The organism is Streptomyces sp. NPDC087263, assembly GCF_044744645.1.
In the GTDB taxonomy this organism is placed as follows: Bacteria; Actinomycetota; Actinomycetes; order Streptomycetales; family Streptomycetaceae; genus Streptomyces.
Genome location: NZ_JBIUYT010000006.1, coordinates 383,366 through 403,673 on the forward strand (window position 1 = coordinate 383,366; position 20,308 = coordinate 403,673).

The window sequence follows — 20,308 nt, forward strand, 5'->3', positions numbered from 1 at the left end:
CGCTGTCCACTACCCAGAGTGAGCTCAGGCGGGACGAAAAGCCAGAGGAAGCCCGAAATCTGTGGACACAGAGTTGAGCGTGGACAACTCGACAACTCCGGAGCGTGATAATTCCACGGACTACCCGAACTACCCAGACACCCCGAACTACCCGAACACCCTGAACTGCCCGGGCCACCCGGGCTACCCGGGCCACCTGAACCGCCTGGGCTACCTGAACTGCCCGGGTTCCTGCGACGCCCCCGCCGTCACGGCCCCTCCGGCGCCGGAAACCTCCGCTCGTTCCGGTCGATCTTCGCGTCGAGCGCGGCGAGCGGGTCGATGCCGAGCACCTCGCAGAACTGGAGCAGATAGGCCAGGACGTCCGCGACCTCGTCGGTGACGCGGTGGGCGGTGTCCGCGTCGCCCATCACCCGGGCCGACTCCTCCGGCGTCAACCACTGGAAGATCTCCACCAGTTCGGACGCCTCCACGCTCAGCGCGGCGACGAGGTTCTTGGGGGTGTGGAAGGGCTGCCAGTTCCGCGCGGCCGCGAACTCGGCCAGCCGGCGCTGCAGTTTCCCCACGTCCAGTTCACTCACAAGTCACGTCCAGCTTCCGTCACGACTTACGTACAGTCCGAGTACCAGCCCCCGTATACCAACCCCCGCAACCGCTGAAGGCCTACAGCTCCACCACCGTCACGCCAGGCACCCCATACCCCCAGGAGGCGTCGCTCACCGTGCCGACCAGCCGGATGTGCCCACGCTCGCACATCCGCGCCGCCAGCCGCACCAGCTCCCCCGTCTGCCGGGCGTCCAGGCAGCGATCGAGACCGTCGGCCAGGACGGTCAGCGTCTGGAGGGCCGCGGGAACCTCACCGGCCTGGTCGACCGCCAGGACTCCCGGCCCGGTGAGCAGCACCAGGGCCAGCGCCAGGTACCTCAACTCGCCGTCCCCGAGCAGCCCCAGCTCCGTACGGAAGCCGTCGCCGCGGTCGAGGAACGCTCGGATCGTGCCGTCGCACAGGGGCTCGCCCAGTACATCGGTGACGCGGCCCGCGCATCCGGAGTCGACCGCGGCGACCAGCTGCGCGTGCCGTCGGCCACATTCCGCGCGGGTACGCCAGAGCACTTCGGCGATGTTGTCGCAGCCGCGCAGCAGCAGACCGGATCCGACCGGAACGGGGGCGCGCATCAGCCGGGGGCTCGGGTCGCAGGCGAAAACGGACCGCAGCGCGAGCACCATCTGCTCGGCGGCGGCGAGGACTTGGCGCTCGCCGGCCGTCCGGCCCGAGACACGCAGCGGCAGGAGCGCGGTACCGAGGCGGTCGTCGGGGAGCGGGCCCCGGGTCACCACGGACGAGCCCCCGGTGTGCCAGGCGGCCTGGACCACGGGGCGCCCCGGGTCCCGTAGCGCCGTCTCCAGCAGGGTCAGCCCGCCCGCCGTCAACCGCTCGCCCACGATGCGTAGTTCGGGCTCGGCCTGTACGGCGATATCGAGACGGACCGGGCCCTGCGGACCGTTGACGGTGCAGCCGATACGGAAGCCGCGCCGTCGCTGGGCGTCGGGCCGGGCCCGCTCGGGCACACAGGCGACCGGAGCCGGGAACACCTCTCCCAGCTCGGCGCCGCTGCCGAGCCGCGCCAGCGCCTCGTACGCCCGCAGGGCACTGGTCTTGCCGCTGCCGCTCGGCCCGGCGACGAGGGTGAGCGGTCCGAGCGGGAACCGGACACGCCGATGCGCGGCGAAGGCGGCGAGCCGCAGCTCGGTGACGCCCGGGCGGTCGGGGCGCACCTCCGCCACCGCGGGGACTTCCAGGGAGGGCAGGGTCATATCCGGACGGTAGGCCTCCGCCGTCAGGCGAACCGTTCCGCCTCGGAGACCTTCCTACGATCGAGGGACGGACCACCGACCGATCCCCAATCCGCACCCGACGGGCTACGGCGTACCGAGGACCTCGCCGTCACACCCCAGGAATCCGCGCTCCCTCCATCAGCCCCTGAACCTCGGTCCCCGGCGGCGTCAGCAGGAACACGTTCTTGTCGACGCGGTGCATGCCGCTCGCCAGCCCGAAGACCACGCCGGTACTGAAGTCCAGTACCCGCTTGGCGACTTCGGTCTCCGCGCCGGTCAGGTCCAGGAGGACGGGTATGCCCGCCATCAGGGTCTCGGCGACCTCGCGCGCGTCCGCGAACACGTTGATCCGCAGCACCATGAAGCGGCGGCGCGCCTCCGTCGGGGCCTCGGGTATCGACCGGTGGTCGACTGCCGAGGGCCAGGCGTCCCGGCCCCGCAACGGAACTACCTGGGCGAGCCCCTCCCACTGTTCGTCGGTGGCGTCGTGGCCGTTCACAGGTCCACCCCGTCCTGGCTCGCACTCGTTGTCTGCACCGGGCAATTCTTACGCATGGTCACCCGTTCGGCCCAATAGCGACACGGTCGGCGACACGTCCGCGAGCACTGGACCAGCGGCAAGGCGGACATAATGGGTCGAACCTTCCAGCCCGTACCGCAATCGAGGCGTTCCTCATGAGTCTGAGCATCCGTAATCAACTCCCCGGCACCGTCGCCTCCGTCACCCCGGGTGAGGTGATGGCGACGGTGAAGGTGCGTCTCGACGGCGGTCAGGACCTCACGGCGGCCGTCACCCTGGAGGCCGTCGAGGACTTGGGACTGACCACGGGTTCCGCGGTCCGCGCGCTGATCAAGTCGACGGAGGTGTCCCTGGCCACCGGCCCGGTGAGCGGGGTCAGCATCCGCAACCAGCTCCCCGGCACGGTCACCGACGTCGCCACCGGGGGCGCCATGGCGCGCGTGAAGGTCGACGTCGCGGGCGGCGAGCTGACCTCCGCGATCACCAAGGACGCGGTCACGGAACTCCTCCTGGCCACCGGTTCCCCGGTCGTGGCGCTCATCAAGGCGACCGAGGTATCACTCTCGAACGCCTGACGGGCGAGCCTGCTCCGGGCCGCCGGTTCGCTCCGCCGGCCCTGTTCCTGGACTTCGTACGGCGTCTCGGCCCGGCGGCGACGGTCCCGCCCTGGTGCGCCTTCCCTCCGGCGACCCGCTCACAGGACCGCCGCTACCTGCCCATGACCCCGTTGGGGCCGGCCGCGGCCGACAGCTCATCCCCGCAGCCCCTCACGGCCGCGTGGCAGCCCCGCCCGGCCGTGCTGCGCGGGTCCGCACCGACGCGGGGCCCGGGGCGGCCCTGCCCCTGCCCCTGCCCCTGCCCCTGCCGGCACCGTCCATGACGGCGGTGACCCTGGCGGCCACGGGCTCGCCACCCCCGTCGTCGGCACACGCCGGTCCACCGGCGCCCTCGCCGAACTCACCGTCCGCGCCCACAACTTGGGCAACTCCGCCCTGCGCCCGCATTTCACACCCTCACCACCCACCAGGGCATGAGGCGCTCCTGGTCCGTCGCGTCCGGCCCTACCAACTCCCCGCCCACAGCTCGGCACGCTACGAACTCATGCCGCCCGACGACAGGTTCACCCTCCCTCACGCCGGAGTGCGGATCCGCATTCGGGCCCTCTCGGCGTCGCCGATGACCTTGTCCAGCGCGGACGTGCACCTGCCTGCCGTCGAGACCGGCCAGGGCCGACCGGTCGCCGGCGCCACAGGACCCAGCGCGGGCCCCGGAGTTCAGTCGCCGCCCGCGGCTGTTCGGCGGGTACCGGCGCGTGTTGGAATGCTGTGATGCCGGACTTCGCCAACAGCACGGGGGCCGCCTTCATCGCGGGCGGCACGGGCGGTATCGGCGCGGCGGTCGTACGGACGCTCGCCGAGCGGGGCAGCGACGTGGCGTTCACCTATCGCGCCAACCAGGCCGCTGCCGACACCCTCGCCGGTGAGGTGAAGGCGTACGGGCGCCAAGTCCTTCCCCTTCGGCTCGACTTGACCGACGAGTCGGCCACGGCGGAAGCGGTGTCCGAGGCCGACTCGGCGTTCGGCGGCATCCACACCCTGGTGTACGCGGCGGGCCCGCACGTGCCGATGGTCCATCTGAGCAAGGTCACGCCGAGCCAGTACCGCGCCCAACTCGACGCGGACGCGGGGGCGTTCTTCAACCTGGTGCATGCCGCGCTGCCGAGACTGCGGGAGAGCCGGGGCAGCATCGTCGCCGTCACCACCGTGGCCACCCGCCGGTTCCCCGTCCGGGACGGGCTCTCGTCGGGCACGAAGGGCGCGGTCGAGGCGGTCGCACGGGCGCTGGCCGCCGAAGAGGGACGGTACGGGGTACGCGTGAACTGCGTCGGCCCCGGCATGCTGACCGACGGCATCGCCGCCCGACTGATCAGTTCCGGCGAACTCGACGAGGCGGCACTGGAGATCACCCGACGCAACATCCCCCTGCGCCGGTTCGGCGACGCGACGGACATCGCCGAGGCGGTCGCGTTCCTGGCCTCCGACCGGGCCGGCTTCATCACCGGGCAGGCGTTGGGCGTGGACGGCGGGTACAGCGTCTAGCGCGTGGGGAACACCCCGTCCGGAGAGCACCTCGTCCGAGGCGAGCCTTGCCAGGCAGCGCGGCCGGAGCCGCGTACGCCGCCTCCAGGCACGGCATCGCCGGTCCGACGAAGCCCCCCGCCGTGATGCACCGCGGCCAGAGCATCCGTACCGACGCCATCGCCCCCGGCCCCATCGCCCCGGCCCCATCGCGACCGTGCCGAGGTCGCACCGAGGCCGTGCCGAGGTCGCACCGAGGCCGTGCCGAGGCCGCCGACGGGGCGAGCGCCCGTGTCGTGTCCGTCGCGCCCGAGGAGCAGCAGGTCACCTCGCCCCAGAACCGTGCGGTGCGGTCATCGAGAAGTTCGTGGCCGAGGCGTCCTACGGTTCGCAGGTCGCCGGTGCGGTGAGCCCCTTCCGGGCGAAGGCGGTGAGCGAGGACGCCTCGACGGCGTACTCCACCGTTACCTGCAAGGCGAGGGCGGGCGATCTCACCGACGCCGCCAAGAACACCCTGAGGGCCGTCGTCAGGAAGGTCCTGGACGCCATCCGCACCGTGGCCTCCGGAGACACCCTCCGCCCCCGCCGACCGCGCGCGTCCTCATCACTCGCCTCCTGACCACTCCGGCACCCCGCTCTCGCTCCCCGGCGCCCTCACCGCCCGCGAGCGAGAGGTGACGGCCCTGGTCGCGAAGGGCCACTCCAACACCGGGATCGCCGAGCAGCTCCTCTCAGTCCCTTGACCGCACGGACCACGTGCACCACGCGACACAAAGGTCAACGCCCGCGATCGCCTACCAGTCGGGCCTGGTACGCGCCCCTCACCGGTCTCGTGCCGAACGAGGCGAGCAAGCACACGCAGCCGTACGACTGTCACGCTCAGCGACCTTTCCCGACCCAATCTCCCCTCCCGGCTCTCCTGTCCCGGTATTTCTGGACCTGGTGTGCTCGACTTCGACCGCTCCAGACACAATTCGTGTGTCGCAGTCGCCTCACCAAGGGGTTCACGCATGATCACACTCACGAAAGAAGACGGCCCGGCGGATCTGGATGGGGTGACCCACCTGACCATCGGAGCGTCCTGGGACCCGACCGTCGGCAGCAGCGGCGGCCTGATCGGGAAGATCCGGCAGAAAGTCGGTACCGACCTCGACCTGATCGCCATCGCGATGCAGGGGCCGGACCCGGTGCGACTGGCCGGCCTCGACTCCCCGGATCCGCTGGGCAACGGCTCGCTGCTGCACAGCGGGGACAACCAGACCGGCCAGGGGGACGGCGACGACGAGACGGTGACCGTCAACTTCGCCAAGGTGCCGTCCAACATCACGTCCATCGTGTTCGTCGCCGCCGCGTACAAGAAGGGCAGCAACTTCCAGAAGGCCCGGAACATCAGCTTCAAGGTGTACGACGCGACGGGCGGCAGTTCCCAGCAGGTCGCCGACATCTGGCCGAGCCTGCTCAGCTCCGACAACGGCTGCGCCGTGGCCAAGGCCATTCGGGACGGCGCGAACTGGAAGCTCCAGGTCATCAACGAGACCGGGAAGATCAAGCAGGGCGACGAAAAGGCCCTGATGCGCTTTGCCGTGAGCAAGTAGCGGGCTCCGGGTCGGCGCTGCCCCCAGCGCCGACCCGAACGCCGGACGCCCGGTGCGTGATCCGAGCAGAACGCGACAACTGCCTGAGACCATCCGCCCCACGCGAGACGTCACGGCGTCCCACGCATCAGGAATCACGCCAATATCGGCACGCACCGCCTGACAGCCGGCCGGCAGGGCTCTGCCCCTGTGAGCCCCGCGCCCCCTCCCCATGCCGTGCGGATATGCAGCCCAGGCACCCACTTCACACACTCGCCGCACCGCCGTCACACAAGGAACACATTCAGCCGGTCCACGGTCGGGGCGCGCTTCGCGGGGCAGACGGCGTGCGTACGGCCCACCTAGCCTCCCGAGCCATGCGATCACCACTTATGACACGTCTGGGCCTCGCCACCCTCCTCGGTTTCCTCCTCGCCGTCTTCGGCCTGGGCACGAGTGCGAGCGCGGCGGACACCGACCTGACGTTCGCCACCGACTCCGCCACCACGACGCCCGGCGGCACGGTGAACCTCTCGATGACGCTGACCAACAACAAGACGTACGACATCCTGTTCGTCTACCAAACGATCGATCCCACCTGGCTGACCACCCAGAGGCCCGACCTCAAGTACAGCTTCACCGGCTGCAGCCTGACCACGAGCGCCGGCAGCAGCCCCTGCTCCGGCACCGGGCCCACCAACCTGGGCACGAACTACGGCGCCACGATCCCGCCCGGGCAGAGCCGGACCGTCAACCTGACCCTGCAGGTCGCCGCAGACTCGGGCTGCAACGGCAACATCGGCTTCTACTCCTACTACTACGCGGACTTCAGCGACGCCACGAACACCAGCGGCGGCCCGGTCTACACACCGGAGACGCGCGTCCTCTGCGCCTGACCTCCGCCCGACCCATCGACACCCCGCGCACGCTCCCACCGCGCGGGGTGTCCGTCAGGTCCACCGCAATCCCGTTCCGCGCGCCGCACAGCTGGCACAAGTCCGGTTGACGGCGCGGCGGCGGGCCGGGTGCCGCCGTACGGCCGGGCCGGGCGACGCAACGTCAGTGAGGGCCGTGCCGAAGCTGCCCTCACCGACGACCACCGCCCAGCCGGATATCGAAGGTTCCAGGCGTTGCTCCTGCCGTTCGGCCGCAACTTGCACACCAGGTCATAGCAACGCCGGGTGAGACCGTGCAGGTGCACGCGGCTGCCGGCGGCGTGGGCCGCATCGCGATCCGGCTTGCCCGGGCGGCCGGGGCCGGCGAGGTCATCGTCCCCGCGGGCGCGGGCGACCGGCATGCGTGTCACACCAGACGTCTGATCTCCCCGCGCACTCGGTAGAAGCCACCCGAGGAGGAATGCAACGCGTCCACCACATAGCGTGCGCCGGGCTCGCGTATCGCACGGGGGAACTGGACGTTCCAACTCGGCTCATAGCCCTCGGAGACCATCTGCACGCGCACTCGGCCTCCTCGCTCAAAGCACTCCACGACGACTCCGCTCCCCGCTGCGGAGACAGCGCTGACCGTGGCAACGGAGGCGGCCGTGGTCAGCGGCGCGTACGTCGGCAGAGCGGCCGCCAGTTTGATGTCCGCGGCGACCGGGACGGTGCCGGCCTGAGCGGCGTTGATCGCGGCCTCGCTCGCGTCGATGCAGGCGAGTGAGCCGTCCGTGGAGACGATGTACAGCCTTTCGTCGTGGTACTGCATGGAGAGCGCCGAGCCACCACCCGTGCCGAGCTTCCACAGCCGGGTGCCATCGGCGGTGAAGCAGTAGACGGAGGAAGCCGAGTCGCCCGCGAAGACGTACCGCCCGCCCGGTGACGTGGCGCACGAGTACACCGCGGCGTCGCACGGGTAGGACGCCTCGATCCGCCCGGAGGACTTCGCCAGCCGCTGGACAACCCGCCTGCCCGTGCCGGCGTAGACCGCGTCCTCCTCCTGCCATCCGAAGAGCACATTGCCGTTGGTCGCCGTGTGCCAGAGCTGGCCGGCGCCATCCGCCGCGTAGGCCGTCACACCGCGGCTGTGTCCGTGGTAGACGGCGTGGTCGTCGGCCCGCACCATCCACGCGTTGTCCCCGGACGAGTTGCGCGACCACTGGAGTTCGTCCTCGTGGTCGATAACCGTCAGACCGCCGTTGCGGTCGGAGACGTTCAGCACGCCCGCGTGAATGTCCAGCCAGAAGATGTCCACCTCGGCAGCTATGTCGTAGGCCGCGAACGGCACCTTCGAGGAGAGGTCGTACACCCGGCCGTCGTCACAGCCCGCGTAGATCCAGAAGTCGTCCGCCACAAGGCACTTCACACCGTCGGGCAGGGCGTAGTGAGCCAGCACCTCACCGTCATGACTCAGGTTGTAGACACTGCCCTGCTGGTTGCCGACCCAGCAGCGGTCCTCGTCCACATGGATACCGAACGCCGAGGCGCCCGTACGGAAACGCCACAGCACCGGGGCGGTCGCCCGCGCTGTCGACGGGGCGGACGTCACCTGACGGTGCGTCACAGGGCGGGCCGCTCGGCTCCCCTGAACAGCGGGCGCATACCCCTTCCGCACCTTCTCGGCTATCTTCTTCGCCGCCGCCTTTGCCTTCTCCTTGGTCGGAAAGGCGGAGGTCTGACGCTGCTCGTCCACCCCGATCCGTCCGTACCGCACGGCGACGGTGGTCCCCTCAACCGTCACTTCGTAGAACTTGTGAGCACCGCCACTTTCCTGTGACAGCTCCAGATACGTCGTGTTCCCCGACTGTCGTGCCTGCGCAGCGGACACAGCACGCCCCTCCCCAAAGGCCCGGTCGACCAGTACGGCCGATCTCCAGTGACTCCAAACTAGTGGTCACCACTGACATCGACGTTCCCGGCAGGATCTCCGGGGGTTCAGGTCTTCCTCGTGCCGCGCTGTGCGCAGTGGATCTGACCGGCCGTCAATGCCGGTGTCCGCCAGGGGCGCTGTTTCGCCATGAAGTCGCAGGCCAGAGCGCCTCCGACGGGCAGGCTGTCAGCTCGACCTGTCAGGTGGACCGAAACAGGTCGAGCAGCCAGGGCAGGGCGCGCGGTAGCGGCGGACTGTGTCGCGTGCGGTGTGGTCAAGGGCGCGGGCGTAGGCGCAGGAGGAGGCGGCGTGGGCGCAGGCTGATGCTCAGGGTGGCGGGGCGGGGGTCGGTTCCTGGGGCTTGTTCGGGTTTCCATCGGGCGGCGATGGTGGCCAGGGCGAGGGTGGACTGGTTCATGGCGTAGGTGTCGCCGATGCATTTGCGTGGGCCGCCGATGAAGGCCACGTAGGCGCCTCGTGGCAGTGCTGCGGCCTTCTCGGGGAGCCATCGGTCGGGGTCGAAGGTGAGCGGGGCGGGGTAGAAATCGGGGTGGCGGTGGACGGCCGGGGGACAGAGCAGGATGGTGCTTCCGGGGCTCAGGGGGTGTCCGGCCAGTTCTGTGGGTGCGGTGGTGACGCGGGTCAGGAGCCAGGCCGGCGGGTACAGGCGCAGGGTCTCGGTGATGACGCGTTCGGTGTAGGGCAGTTGGGGTAGGTCGCTGAACCGCGCGGGCCGGCCTGCGAGGACGGTGTCGACCTCGTGGTGGAGCTGGGCCTGGATGTCGGGGTGCTCGGTGAGCAGGTGCAGGGCCCAGCTGAGGGTGGCGGCGACGGTTTCCGATCCGGCAACGAACATGGTCATGACCTGGTCGCCGATCTCGGTGTCGGTAACGCGGTTGCCGGGGTCCTTCTGGGCGGTCAGGAGGGTGGACAGCAGGTCCGTGTGGTCGTCGCCACTGCGGTCGGAGTCGGTGGCGAGGTGGTCGCGGATGCTGTGCAGGTGGTGGAGGGCTTGCCGGTAGCGGCGGTTGGCCGGGAGAGGGAGGCGCTGGAGCGTCTGGGGGACGAGGGTGCGCCGCAGGAGGGCGCTGATGACGGTTTGGGCGTGGGCCTGGGTCTCCGGGAGGGAGCTGTGGTGAAGGGGGATGCCGAACATGGTGCGGCTGACGGTGCGCATGGCGAGACTGGACAGGGTGGGGAAGGCGTTGATGACCAGGCCGTTGTGCCAGGGCTGGGTCAGGGTGGCGATTTCCTCTTCCATGATCGTTGCGTAGTACGGCATGCGGAGGTGGTGGAAGGCGGGCTGGATGAGCCGTCGTTGCCGTCGGTGGGCGTCGTGGGGGCAGGTGATCAGGCCGTCACCGACGATGGTGCGGCCGCGTTCGAAGAGGTGGCCGCCCTTGTCGAAGGTCCGGTCGTCGGTCAGCACGCGCCACAACAGGTCGGGGTGGGTCGGCAGGAGGGCCCGCAGCGGGCCCAGCCGGACGTGGACGAGATCGCCGTGGCGGGGCTGGGCGGCCAGGAATTCCAGAGGATGGCGCAGCAGGGCCCAGGCGTGGCCGACGAGGGGCAGAGCTGCGGGCGCGGTGCCGGTGGTGAAGGCTGGGGGCGCGGTGCCTGTGGTGAAGGCTGGGGGCATGGTGGCTTGGCCTCCGTCAGAGGGTTCGGTGGTCGGCCGGTGCGTCCCACGCCGGGACCGAGAGTTCCCGCCGCAGTAGATCCGGTTCTGTGTTGTCGCTACACCGCGTCCGGCGGATCGGGTGCTCTGTGTTGTCGCTACACCGCGTCCGGCGGATCGGGTGCTCTGTGCGGGAGCCGGGTGTCTTCGTAGCCTGAGGCGATGGCGAGATCGGCTGCCTTCGGGTCGTAGCGGGCCGTTCCCTGCTTGTGCCAGTCGTAATTACCACGGACGATGTCCCGCATTGCCTGAACGTAGGAGGCCAAGGCAGTTCTGTCGGACGGGCCGAGTGCGAGAGCGGTGCCGATCTCGGGGAGATGGCTTTCCAACTCCAGGAAGCGTTCTCCGGCGTTGTCGACCATGGACTGGATCTCGGCGATCACCCGAGGACGGGGTCGGCCGGTGGCATGCTCCAGGACCAACACCATGTTGTCGACCTCTCCACGGGCTTCTTCGCGTTCAACGGCGAATACGTCATGAGGGAGGTTGAAGAGTTTGACGGTTTCCTCGAACAGGTCACTGATCAGCGCTGTGTTCAGGGCGCGTTCAGGCAGTTCGAAGTGGCTGGTGCGTTCGGCAAGGTCAAGCCACGTCATGAGGCCGGAGAGTATTCTCCGCCGTTCCAGGTACCGCGTGGCGGTGAGCATGGTGCGGGGGGCCATGTACGCGCTGAAGAACTGGGAGAGATGGCGGCGGGCTCTCTCTTGCCACGCCATCGACATTCCGTCGGCCAGGCGTGGCCAAAGGGTGCACCAGGCTGAGCCAATGGCCGTGACGGGTCTGGCAGGGCGGTTCTGCTGCAGGAGCGTGACCAGGTCATTGCAGATTTCGGTGGCGTGTTGAGCTCGTTGGTTCGAGGAGCTGTCGACCTGATCGTTGATGAGGGCCGTCAGCGCGATGGTGTCGGCTGCCATGTGCAGGTCGGCGCCGGTGCTGTGGGGATAGAGGAAGGCGGCGGCTGCACCGACACGCATCGATATGAAGTACTGCTTCTGCTCGGGACTTTGCAGCAGGCCGTGGCTGGAAAGCCACTGGACGGCGTGTTCCTCCGCTGCGGCAGCGTCCGGTGGGCGCTTGGGTGGGAACGGGATGGTGAAATCCACATCAATCGGCACGGGGTTTACTTCCTTCTCGTGGCGCTGACACCACGTGGCAACTCGGGAATTCTGTTACAGCACTGGGCCAACGGACGCCAGCTCTGTCAGCGCCATCCGTACCTCTGCGGTGATCTCCATGTCCTGGAGTATCGCGATGGCTCGCTTGCGGTATTCGTCGGCCATCGCCTCTATGGCATCCCTGGCGCCGGTTTTCTGGATGACGGTGCGCAATTCGGCGGTGCCGTTCTCGTCGATCTCCAGGTCTCCGTGGTAGCGCTCGAAGACCGTGAGCTGGTCCGGGGTGGCGTGTTCCATGGCCCAGGTGATGAGGATCGTCATGGAGCCGTTACGGAAATCGTCGAGGCTGGATTTTCCGGTGACTGCTTCGTCGCCGAAGACTCCGAGTAGGTCATTGTGCAGCTGGAAGGCGTTGCCTACCTCGTGCCCGAAATCCGTGAAGGCCGATATGAGCTCAGCCGACGCGCCGGCCAGGGTGGCGCCGAATACCAGCGGATACATGATGTTGGCCCGCGCGGTCTTCAACAGAGCGACGTTCATCGCCCTGTCCATCGAAGGGGTGCGCAGTGCACTTTCCTTCATGTCGAAATACTGGCCGAGCCAGACCTCGGACCGCAGCAGGTCACAGGGCAGTCGGCGGGTAGCCAGTTCCCGCGGGTCGACACCGCTGGCGAACATCAGCTCATCCGCCCAGGCCCAGGCGGTGTTGGCCAGACACATGGTCTGGACGAGGCCATAGTGGTCGGGGTCCCCGCGCCAGCCCTGTTCCCTGTGCGTTCCGGCCAACGCCGGGTGCAGGGTGGGCAGTCCACGACGGGTACCGCTGCGGTCAAAGATGTCGTCGGCGACCAGTGCCGCCCACTTGAACAGTTCCAGCGCCGCGCCCACCGCGATGATCTCGCGGCAGCCTTCGCGCCCTGCTGCCCGCCAACCCCAGTAGCACCACATTGCCTGGAGGCGTTTGCCACCCGCCAGCACGGAATCCTTGATGAGGTGCACCGGCTCGCTCGCCTGCACCATGCTCAGATCGCCGAGCTTCCCGTCCATGAATCGAGCGAGTTCCACATTCACCCGGGAGGGAATGTCTTGAGCCTGACTTGTGGGGAACAGCGTCATCATGACTCCGTTGTGAGAGGCGCTGTCCGGACCTTGAACCAGCGTGACAACGCCTGGTGGGCCAGCCCGGTGATCAGAGTGGTCAGCTCGGCCCGTGCGGTGCTGACCATGTCGGCCGAGTTCAGTGCTTCCAAGGCCTGATCGAGCTGCCGGTCGGCTTCGCGAAGGGTGGCGTCCCTGCCACCGCCTTCATCCACGAGGTCGGCTGCCCGCTGGAGGTCCTGCTCCGAGGAGGGGCCGGTGGCGAGCAGGCGTGCCAGGTGCCGTGCGGCCGGATGGTCGGCCGCCAATGCTGCCGTGATGGGGAGGCTCTTCTTGCGCTGCCGGAGGTCGCCGAAGACGGGCTTGCCCGTCCGGGCCGGGTCGCCCCAGATCCCCAGGAGGTCATCGACGGCCTGGAACCCGAGCCCAAGGTGCTGGCCCATGGATTCCAAGGCCTTCACCAGAGGGGCGGGGGCGTTGGCGAGGCAGGCGCCCACGGCAGCCGAGGTGCCAAGCAGCGCTCCGGTCTTCCGGGCCGACATGGCGAGATACTCCTCCACCGTCACCGTGGGCCGATTCTCAAAGACCAGATCCTCGGCCTGCCCGTGAAGCAGTGCCTCGGAGGAGTGCAAGAGCATCCGACAGGCCTGGGTGCTGCTGTGGCTGGGGCTCTCCGCCAGCACCGTGTGGGCCAGGTTGAGCAGGGCGTCACCGGCCAGGATCGCCGGACCTACACCGAAGGCCACCCAGGCGGCGGGACGGTGGTGGCGTGTGCGGTCGTCGTCCAGGATGTCGTCGTGCAGCAGGGAGGAGGCGTGGACGAGTTCGACGGCCACTGCGCCCGGGGCCGCCACGGCCGCATCGGCTCCGGCGGCCTCGGCGGAGAGCACGGCCAGCACCGGACGCAGAGCTTTACCACGGCCCTGATCGTCATCCCAGCCCAGGTGGTAGGCGGCGATCTGCTCCAGGGTGGGGTGCAAGCGGCTCACCGCCGCCCGGATGTCCGCTTCTACGGCGGCACGGCCGCGTTCGAGGATCTCGTGGGCGGAAGGGAGCCTGTCGGGGTACGGAGTATCGGTAACGGCCATGGATTCCTCTGAGTGCGCTCGAGATGTTCTTCGCTGGAGGGGAACTGGAGGGGAGCCGGAGGGAAGCTGGAGTGGAAGTGGTGGGCCCACTCGGCCTCGGTGAGGATCCATCCCACGGGGCCTGGGGCAGGGAGTTGTCCGCGGCAACTCAGCCCGGCGACGATGCTGGCGTCCTGGGCGCATCGTGGCGTGGCCTCGGGACGAGAGAGAGCCCATCCGGCATCAGCAGCAGTTTGGCCGACGGCCTGACTTCGACGCCCGGCGCCGGGCCGAGGGTCCAGTGCCGGGCGATGGTGCTCAGCACGACGGCGGTCTGGGCCCAGGCCACCGGCTCGCCGATGCATCCGCGGTTGCCCGTACCGAAGGGCAAGTAGGCCGCGCGGCACAACCCGTCGGCCCGCTCGGGGAGCCAGCGGTCGGGGTCGAAGCGGTCCGGCTCACTGTAGAAGGACGGATCCCGGTGTACGGCGTAGGGGGAGTAGCAGACGGTAGCGCCGGCGGGGATGCGGTACGGGCCCAGGTCGACATCAGTGGTGGCCCGCCGGGCGAGGATCCAGGTCGGCGGGTACAGGCGGAGGGTCTCGGTCACCACCCTGCGGGTGTACGCGAGTTCGCCGAGATCCTCGGCTTGTGCCGGCCTGCCCTCCAGGACGCGGTCGGTCTCGGCCTGTACCGCACTCTGGATGTCCGGGTGCCGGCTGAGGAGGTGGCAGGCCCAACTCAGAGTGTTGCTGGACGTCTCCGACCCGACCATCATCAAGGTGATGATTTCGTCGTGGATCTGCTGGGGCGACATCGGCTGCCCGGTGTCGGGGTCGCGGGCTTCCTTCAGCAACGACAACAGGTCACCGGCCGTGGACTCGTGGCGGTCGATGACGTCGTCGACCATGGCGTGCATGCGCGAGACGACCCGGTTGAACCGGCGGTTCGCCGGGATCGGGAGCTTCTCCAGCAGATCGGTGGGGTCCAGGCTGCGCCATCCGATGCCGTTGAGCATGACCGGCAGCGCGGCCTGGATCTTTGCGACGGTCTCCTCGTCGACGCTCGTGGAGAAGAGGTTCTTGGAGACCATGGCGACCAGGAGCGCGTAGATCTCCTTGTCGGGCCGGATCGGCGCGCCGGGCGCCCATGCGCCGATGGCCGCTTCGGCGGTCTCCTGCATGACCTGCACATAGCCGGCGACCTGTTGGTGGTGGAACGCCGGCTGCATCAGGCGCCTCTGTTGCAGATGGGAGGCGTCATCCGTGACCGTCAGCCCGTTCCCGAACACCGGTCGCAGCTTCTCGTGCTGCGGTCCCTTGTCGAAGGCGTCCGCCTTGTCGACGAGGATCATCCGGATCAGATCAGGATGATTGGCCACGAACGCCTTGGTGGTGCCGATCCGAATGGCGACCACATCTCCGTGTGCGCGGAGCGAGGTGATGAACTCCAGCGGATCGCGTACGAACCGCAGGCCGTGGCCCAGCAGGGGAAGGGCTCCCGGTGCGGTGGTGATGCCGGTTGCCGCTGCGGTTCCGCCTGTGCCGTTCGCCGGTGAGAACGAGGAGGTGTTCACGATGCCTCACCCATGGCATCGTGCGGCGTCTCCAACGGCCACTCCCGATTTCCGCGTTTCCGGAACCTCAGGTCGTCGAGGTAACGGTGCAGCTGCGGACCGGCGTTCGCCCGGACGGTCGCCTCGCCTTCGTGCGGGTCGGCTGCGAGCCGCAGGGCATCCTGCACACCGACGTGGAGCCGGGCAGACAGCACCACGGGACGACTCTGCACGATCCTGCTGCGCGCCGACTCCTTCGGATGGGAGGGGCTGTCGTTCGCCCAGCAGGCGATGTTCGTCGCACCTGGAAAAGTCCGCTCAACGACCTCCTGGGCATAGGGGCTCACCTCCGCTTCGAGGGGATAGCCAATACGAGGCAGGACGACAATGCATTCCAATTCGGTCATTGTTCTCTCTCGCGCATAGACAACACGTCGTCGTATGCGCTTCGAACGCTCGCTTGCGGGTCGTGGTTCCGCACCGACCAACCATTTACTTGTCTTTGAAGTCGCCTTTGATGAACTGGTCGCGTTCGGCATACCAGGTGTATAGGGAATCGAACTCGCAAGCTTTTGAGCCAAGCTGAGCTGGAGCGGCGCAGGCGGCCGGGACCGTGGGCGGCCGGGACTCTCTGCTACCCAAGGGGCCAGGCAGCAACTCGTATCTGAGCGCGGAGCAGGAACTCGCCCCCACCCTCATCAAGCCGGTAGCTAAAAACAGTACATAAGCAGAGTTAAGATGACGGCACGAGGTCTCGCTGTCCACAGGAATAGATAGGAATGGCACAGCGGACGTGCGGGAGAATTTCATGTGCGACAAGCTCGCGACACGGTCAGGATGCGGGTTTCGTCGAGGCGTCGACAGCAGATAAGGCCACAGGCCAGAAATACGAACCCATTGTGGGGTTCGATACGGCTTCCCGGCATCTGGTCCAGATCGGCGGGCTCCGGCTGCGCGGCGCCGGTGCGCTGAGCCCGGACCTGCCCCCACCGACAGACTTTCGCCCACGCCTGGGCAGTCACGCCCGCACGCAGCTCCCGATCGGTGGCCTCACAAAGAAGTCGGCGAACCGAACGGGCGGATCACGCCGCTAGCGCAGCATGACTCCGAGGTGGCTCCACAACGAGCGAGGCCCTTGCACCCCCGCTCGTTGACTGCGGGGGTGCAAGGGCCTCGCTCTCGCTCTGGTCTCTTGAGAGAGGACTGACCACGAGGTCAGGCACCCTTCGCGACCGGCTCCAGAATCGCCACGCACTCCACATGATGAGTCATCGGAAACAGATCGAACGCCCGAAGCGTCCGCACCTTGTAGCCACCGTCGCGGAAGTACCCCAGGTCCCGCGCGAGGGCCGCCGGGTCGCAGGCGACGTACGCGATGCGGCGGGCGCCCAGTGAGGCGAGGTGCTCGACGGTCTTCTTGCCGGCGCCGGAGCGCGGCGGGTCGAGGACGATGAGGTCGACCTCCGTGATGCCGGTGCGCGGGAGGACGGCTTCGACCTTGCCCTGTTCGATGCGGACGCGGTCGAAGGCGGTGAGGTTGTGGCGGGCGTCCTCGACCGCGCGCTTGCCGGACTCGATGCCGAGGACCGCGCCCTTGTCGCCGAGGCGATCGGCGAGGGCGCCGGCGAAGAGGCCGACGCCGCAGTACAGGTCGAGCGCCATCTCGCCCTTGCGCGGCATCAGGCCCTGCATGACGGCCTTGACCAGGGTGTCCGCGGCCTGCGGGTGGACCTGCCAGAAGCCGCCGCTGCCGACCCGGTACGTACGGCCGTCGGCGCGCTCTCGGACGAAGGCGCGGCCGTGGACGCGGTGGATGCCGCCGTCGTGCTCCTCGACGCGCATCACGGAGACGGGCTTGTCGAGCTCGACGAGGGGCAGCCGGGCGCCGGGCCTCGGTTCGAGGATCACCATGCGGTCCTGTGAGCCCGTCGCGGCAATCGCGTCGACCGAGACCATGCCGGACCAGTCACGCTCCTCGACGCCGAGCTCGCTGACCCCCACGGCTGCGATCATGCAGTGATCGATCGGCTCGACCTCGTGCGAACGGTGGCGGCGCAGCCCGGCGTTGCCGTCCGGATCGACGGCGTACTGCACGCGGGTGCGCCAGGCCGGGACCTCGCCCGCCGGCAGCTTGTCGCCCTCGGCGGGCATCACCGTGCCGTCCCAGCCCGCCTCCTCCGGCGTGAGGCCGGCGAGCCGCTGCAGCTGCTCGGTGATGACCTCGCCCTTCAGCCGTCGCTGAGCGCCGGGCTTGGCGTGCTGCCAGTCGCAGCCGCCGCAGCGGCCGGGACCGGCGTACGGACAGGGCGCCGCCACGCGGTCCTTGGACGGTTCGAGCACGGTGACGGCATCGGCGCGCAGGAACTTCGCGCCCTCCTCGCCCTCGGTGACCCGCGCGAGGACCCGCTCGCCGGGCAGGGTGTGCCGGACGAAAAGGACCTGTCCCTCGGCCGTACGGGCGATGCAGTGCCCGCCGTGGGCGACAGGACCGATCTCGACCTCGTACTCCTCCCCCACCAGCGACTTCTTCGGTTCTGCCTGCATGGCGGGGTGACTCCAGATGCGAAAGGGTGCGGAAACGGTGCGGGAAGCTGGCGGGAAGGGGCGGGAAAGGACGGGAAAGGGGAACGGCCGGACAACAGCCCACCAGTCTACGTGGCCACCGCCCGGCCGCTCACCACAAGGCAAGGAGCATCAAGGCCCTATGGCGTCAGCCCTTCCTCGGCCCTTCCTCGGCCCTCCCTCAGCCCTTCGTCGACCCCGACGACTCCTTCGGACGGTCGTGGGCCGGACCGCGCCGCACCGCTCCCGGCGCGTTCCACTCCTGCCGCTTACGGGCCCGCTTCCGAGCGAGCTCGGAGGACTCCAGCTGGTAGGGCACCGACGTCACCATCACGCCCGGAGTGAACAGCAGCCGGCCCTTCAGCCGGAGCGCGCTCTGGTTGTGCAGCAGGTGCTCGTACCAGTGGCCAACCACGTACTCGGGGATGACGACGGAGACGACGTCGCGCGGCGAGTCGCGGCGCAGCCCCTTCACGTACTCGATGACGGGGCGCGTGATCTCGCGGTAGGGCGAGTCGAGGACCTTCAGGGGTACGTCGATGCCGCGCCGTTCCCATTCCGCGCGCAGCGCCTTCGTCTCGGTCGGGTCGACGTTGACGCTGAGCGCCTCCAGGCTGTCGGAACGCATCAGCTTGGCGTACCCGAGGGCCCGCAGCGAGGGGCGGTGGATCTTGGAGATCAGGACGACGGAGTGGACGCGGGAGGGGCGGAGGCTGTCGTCGGAGGGACCCTCGGGCGCGGCCAGTTCCTCGGCGACCCGGTCGTAGTGCTTACGGATCGCGCTCATCGTCGCGTAGAAGATCACCATGCCGAGCAGCGCGACCCAGGCGCCGTGCGTGAACTTCGTGACGAGTACGACGACCAGCACGAGCCCCGTGAAGAAGGCTCCGAAGGTGTTGATCGCCCGGGAGCGGACCATGTGGCGGCGCTTGGCCTGGTCCTTCTCGGTGCTCAGATGACGGTTCCAGTGCCGGACCATGCCGGTCTGGCTGAGCGTGAAGGAGACGAAGACACCGACGATGTAGAGCTGGATGAGCTTGGTCGAGTCCGCTCCGTAGACCCAGACGAGCAGTGCGGCCGCGAGCGCGAGCAGCACGATGCCGTTGGAGAAGGCGAGGCGGTCGCCGCGGGTGTGCAACTGGCGCGGGAGGTAGCGGTCCTGAGCGAGGATCGAGCCGAGCAGCGGGAAGCCGTTGTACGCAGTGTTGGCGGCGAGGAACAGGACCAGTGCGGTGGCGGCGGCCAGCACCACGAACAGGAAGCTGCCCTTTCCGAAGACCGCCTCGGCGACCTGCGAGATCACCGGGTTCTGGACGTAACCGGTGCCGACCGCAACGCCGTTGTGGATGAGGTCGACGGCCGGGTTCTCGGCCATCCGCACCTTGGTCGCCATGGCCAGGCCGATGATGCCGCAGAACATGGTGACGGCGAGCAGGCCCATCGCCGCGAGGGTGGTCGCGGCGTTCTTCGACTTGGGCTTGCGGAAGGCCGGGACCCCGTTGGAGATCGCCTCGACGCCGGTGAGCGCGGCGCAGCCGGAGGAGAAGGCGCGCAGCAGCAGGAAGACGAGGGCGAAGCCGGCGAGGCCCTGGTGCTCGGCCTCGATGTGGAAGTCGGCGGTCGGCGCCTTCATGGTGTCGTTCAGGACGAGCCCGCGGAACGAGCCCCACGCGATCATGATGAAGACGCCTGCCACGAAGACGTACGTCGGAATCGCGAAGAGCTTTCCGGACTCCCTCACTCCGCGCAGGTTCATCAGCGTGAGCAGCACGATCACGGCGACCGCGCACAACACCTTGTGCTCGATCACGAACGGGATCGCCGAGCCGAGGTTCTCGATGCCGGAGGCGATCGACACGGCGACGGTGAGGACGTAGTCGACGAGCAGCGCGCTGGCGACGGTGAGGCCGGCGCGGGGGCCGAGGTTGGTGGTGGCGACCTCGTAGTCGCCACCACCGCTCGGGTACGCGTGCACGTTCTGCCGGTAGGAGGCGACCACGGTGAACATCAGCACCACGACCGCGAGCGCGATCCACGGGCTGAAGTGGTACGCCGACACGCCCGCGATGGAGAGAACCAGGAGCACTTCTCCGGGTGCGTAGGCCACGGAGGAGAGCGGGTCGGATGCGAAGACGGGGAGTGCGATGCGCTTCGGCAGGAGCGTTTCTCCGAGCCGGTCACTGCGCAGTGCGCGCCCGATCAGGATCCGTTTGGGCACGTCGGTCAGTTTGGACACGCAGAGGATCGTAAGCGTTCGAACGGGCGGCCGCCCACCTGCCGCACCACATCTGCCCTCCGAGTGAAAACAGGCACATGCCCCGTTGCGGATTCCGCAGCCGGACAGATCCGCGTGCCTATATGAAAAACATCCACATTTGCCCGCTAATGGAGGTTCCATGCACGCCACCGCGGAGCTC

General features: G+C 68.6%; 18 protein-coding genes. 6 read left to right on the forward strand and 12 right to left on the reverse strand.

All coding sequences use genetic code 11. The features are described 5' to 3' along the window. Nucleotides 1–248: 248 nt before the first annotated feature. The 3 genes from ACIPC1_RS21915 to ACIPC1_RS21925 form a co-directional block, all read right to left on the reverse strand. Nucleotides 249–581: a nucleotide pyrophosphohydrolase gene (locus ACIPC1_RS21915; protein ID WP_402519252.1), complete on the reverse strand. Its 333-nt coding sequence runs from the start codon at nt 579–581 to the stop codon at nt 249–251. Between the two features lie 82 nt (nt 582–663). After that, nucleotides 664–1,815 (reverse strand): AAA family ATPase, encoded by a 1,152-nt coding sequence (locus ACIPC1_RS21920; protein ID WP_402519254.1) that lies wholly within the window; start codon nt 1,813–1,815, stop codon nt 664–666. 130 nt (nt 1,816–1,945) lie between these two features. Beyond that, the gene (locus tag ACIPC1_RS21925) at nt 1,946–2,335 is read right to left on the reverse strand and encodes a cell division protein SepF (RefSeq protein ID WP_384376284.1); all 390 of its coding nucleotides are present in this window, start codon (nt 2,333–2,335) and stop codon (nt 1,946–1,948) included. Between the two features lie 176 nt (nt 2,336–2,511). Between ACIPC1_RS21925 and ACIPC1_RS21930 the strand changes: the two genes are divergently transcribed. The 6 genes from ACIPC1_RS21930 to ACIPC1_RS21955 all read left to right on the forward strand — a co-directional run bounded on the left by ACIPC1_RS21930 (nt 2,512) and on the right by ACIPC1_RS21955 (nt 6,904). Then, the gene (locus ACIPC1_RS21930; RefSeq protein WP_402519257.1) at nt 2,512–2,931 is read left to right on the forward strand and encodes a molybdopterin-binding protein; all 420 of its coding nucleotides are present in this window, start codon (nt 2,512–2,514) and stop codon (nt 2,929–2,931) included. Between the two features lie 753 nt (nt 2,932–3,684). Beyond that, on the forward strand, nt 3,685–4,455 hold the full coding sequence (locus ACIPC1_RS21935) for an SDR family NAD(P)-dependent oxidoreductase (RefSeq protein ID WP_402519258.1): 771 nt from the start codon (nt 3,685–3,687) through the stop codon (nt 4,453–4,455). Nucleotides 4,456–4,801: 346 nt separating this feature from the next. Next, nucleotides 4,802–5,053: a hypothetical protein gene (locus ACIPC1_RS21940; protein ID WP_402519259.1), complete on the forward strand. Its 252-nt coding sequence runs from the start codon at nt 4,802–4,804 to the stop codon at nt 5,051–5,053. A gap of 55 nt (nt 5,054–5,108) precedes the next feature. Beyond that, nucleotides 5,109–5,177 (forward strand): hypothetical protein, encoded by a 69-nt coding sequence (locus ACIPC1_RS21945; RefSeq protein ID WP_402519557.1) that lies wholly within the window; start codon nt 5,109–5,111, stop codon nt 5,175–5,177. A gap of 267 nt (nt 5,178–5,444) precedes the next feature. Next, nucleotides 5,445–6,029 (forward strand): TerD family protein, encoded by a 585-nt coding sequence (locus tag ACIPC1_RS21950; protein WP_384376301.1) that lies wholly within the window; start codon nt 5,445–5,447, stop codon nt 6,027–6,029. 356 nt (nt 6,030–6,385) lie between these two features. Next, on the forward strand, nt 6,386–6,904 hold the full coding sequence (locus ACIPC1_RS21955) for a hypothetical protein (RefSeq protein ID WP_402519261.1): 519 nt from the start codon (nt 6,386–6,388) through the stop codon (nt 6,902–6,904). 406 nt (nt 6,905–7,310) lie between these two features. Here ACIPC1_RS21955 and ACIPC1_RS21960 read toward each other — a convergent pair whose 3' ends face one another. The 9 genes from ACIPC1_RS21960 to ACIPC1_RS22000 form a co-directional block, all read right to left on the reverse strand. After that, nucleotides 7,311–8,774 carry a WGR domain-containing protein gene (locus ACIPC1_RS21960; RefSeq protein ID WP_402519262.1) on the reverse strand — a complete coding sequence of 488 codons (1,464 nt, stop codon included), beginning with the start codon at nt 8,772–8,774 and terminating at the stop codon, nt 7,311–7,313. A gap of 316 nt (nt 8,775–9,090) precedes the next feature. Further along, a complete protein-coding gene (locus tag ACIPC1_RS21965; protein ID WP_402519264.1) occupies nt 9,091–10,455 on the reverse strand; it encodes a cytochrome P450 in 1,365 nt (454 codons plus the stop codon). A gap of 137 nt (nt 10,456–10,592) precedes the next feature. Then, nucleotides 10,593–11,609, reverse strand: coding sequence for a hypothetical protein (locus ACIPC1_RS21970; RefSeq protein WP_402519265.1), 1,017 nt, complete (start codon nt 11,607–11,609; stop codon nt 10,593–10,595). Nucleotides 11,610–11,663: 54 nt separating this feature from the next. Further along, entirely contained in the window at nt 11,664–12,728 is a 1,065-nt protein-coding gene (locus tag ACIPC1_RS21975; protein WP_402519267.1) for a polyprenyl synthetase family protein, read from the reverse strand. After that, nucleotides 12,725–13,795 carry a polyprenyl synthetase family protein gene (locus ACIPC1_RS21980; RefSeq protein ID WP_402519269.1) on the reverse strand — a complete coding sequence of 357 codons (1,071 nt, stop codon included), beginning with the start codon at nt 13,793–13,795 and terminating at the stop codon, nt 12,725–12,727. Before ACIPC1_RS21980 ends, ACIPC1_RS21975 begins: the two co-directional genes overlap by 4 nt. Nucleotides 13,796–13,943: 148 nt before the next feature. Beyond that, nucleotides 13,944–15,350, reverse strand: a complete 1,407-nt coding sequence (locus ACIPC1_RS21985) for a cytochrome P450 (RefSeq protein ID WP_402519271.1) — start codon at nt 15,348–15,350, stop codon at nt 13,944–13,946. After that, nucleotides 15,347–15,736, reverse strand: coding sequence for a hypothetical protein (locus ACIPC1_RS21990; protein ID WP_402519273.1), 390 nt, complete (start codon nt 15,734–15,736; stop codon nt 15,347–15,349). Before ACIPC1_RS21990 ends, ACIPC1_RS21985 begins: the two co-directional genes overlap by 4 nt. A gap of 808 nt (nt 15,737–16,544) precedes the next feature. After that, on the reverse strand, nt 16,545–17,873 hold the full coding sequence (locus ACIPC1_RS21995) for a class I SAM-dependent RNA methyltransferase (RefSeq protein ID WP_402519274.1): 1,329 nt from the start codon (nt 17,871–17,873) through the stop codon (nt 16,545–16,547). 199 nt (nt 17,874–18,072) lie between these two features. Then, nucleotides 18,073–20,127, reverse strand: a complete 2,055-nt coding sequence (locus ACIPC1_RS22000; RefSeq protein WP_402519276.1) for an APC family permease — start codon at nt 20,125–20,127, stop codon at nt 18,073–18,075. Nucleotides 20,128–20,308: the final 181 nt, after the last annotated feature.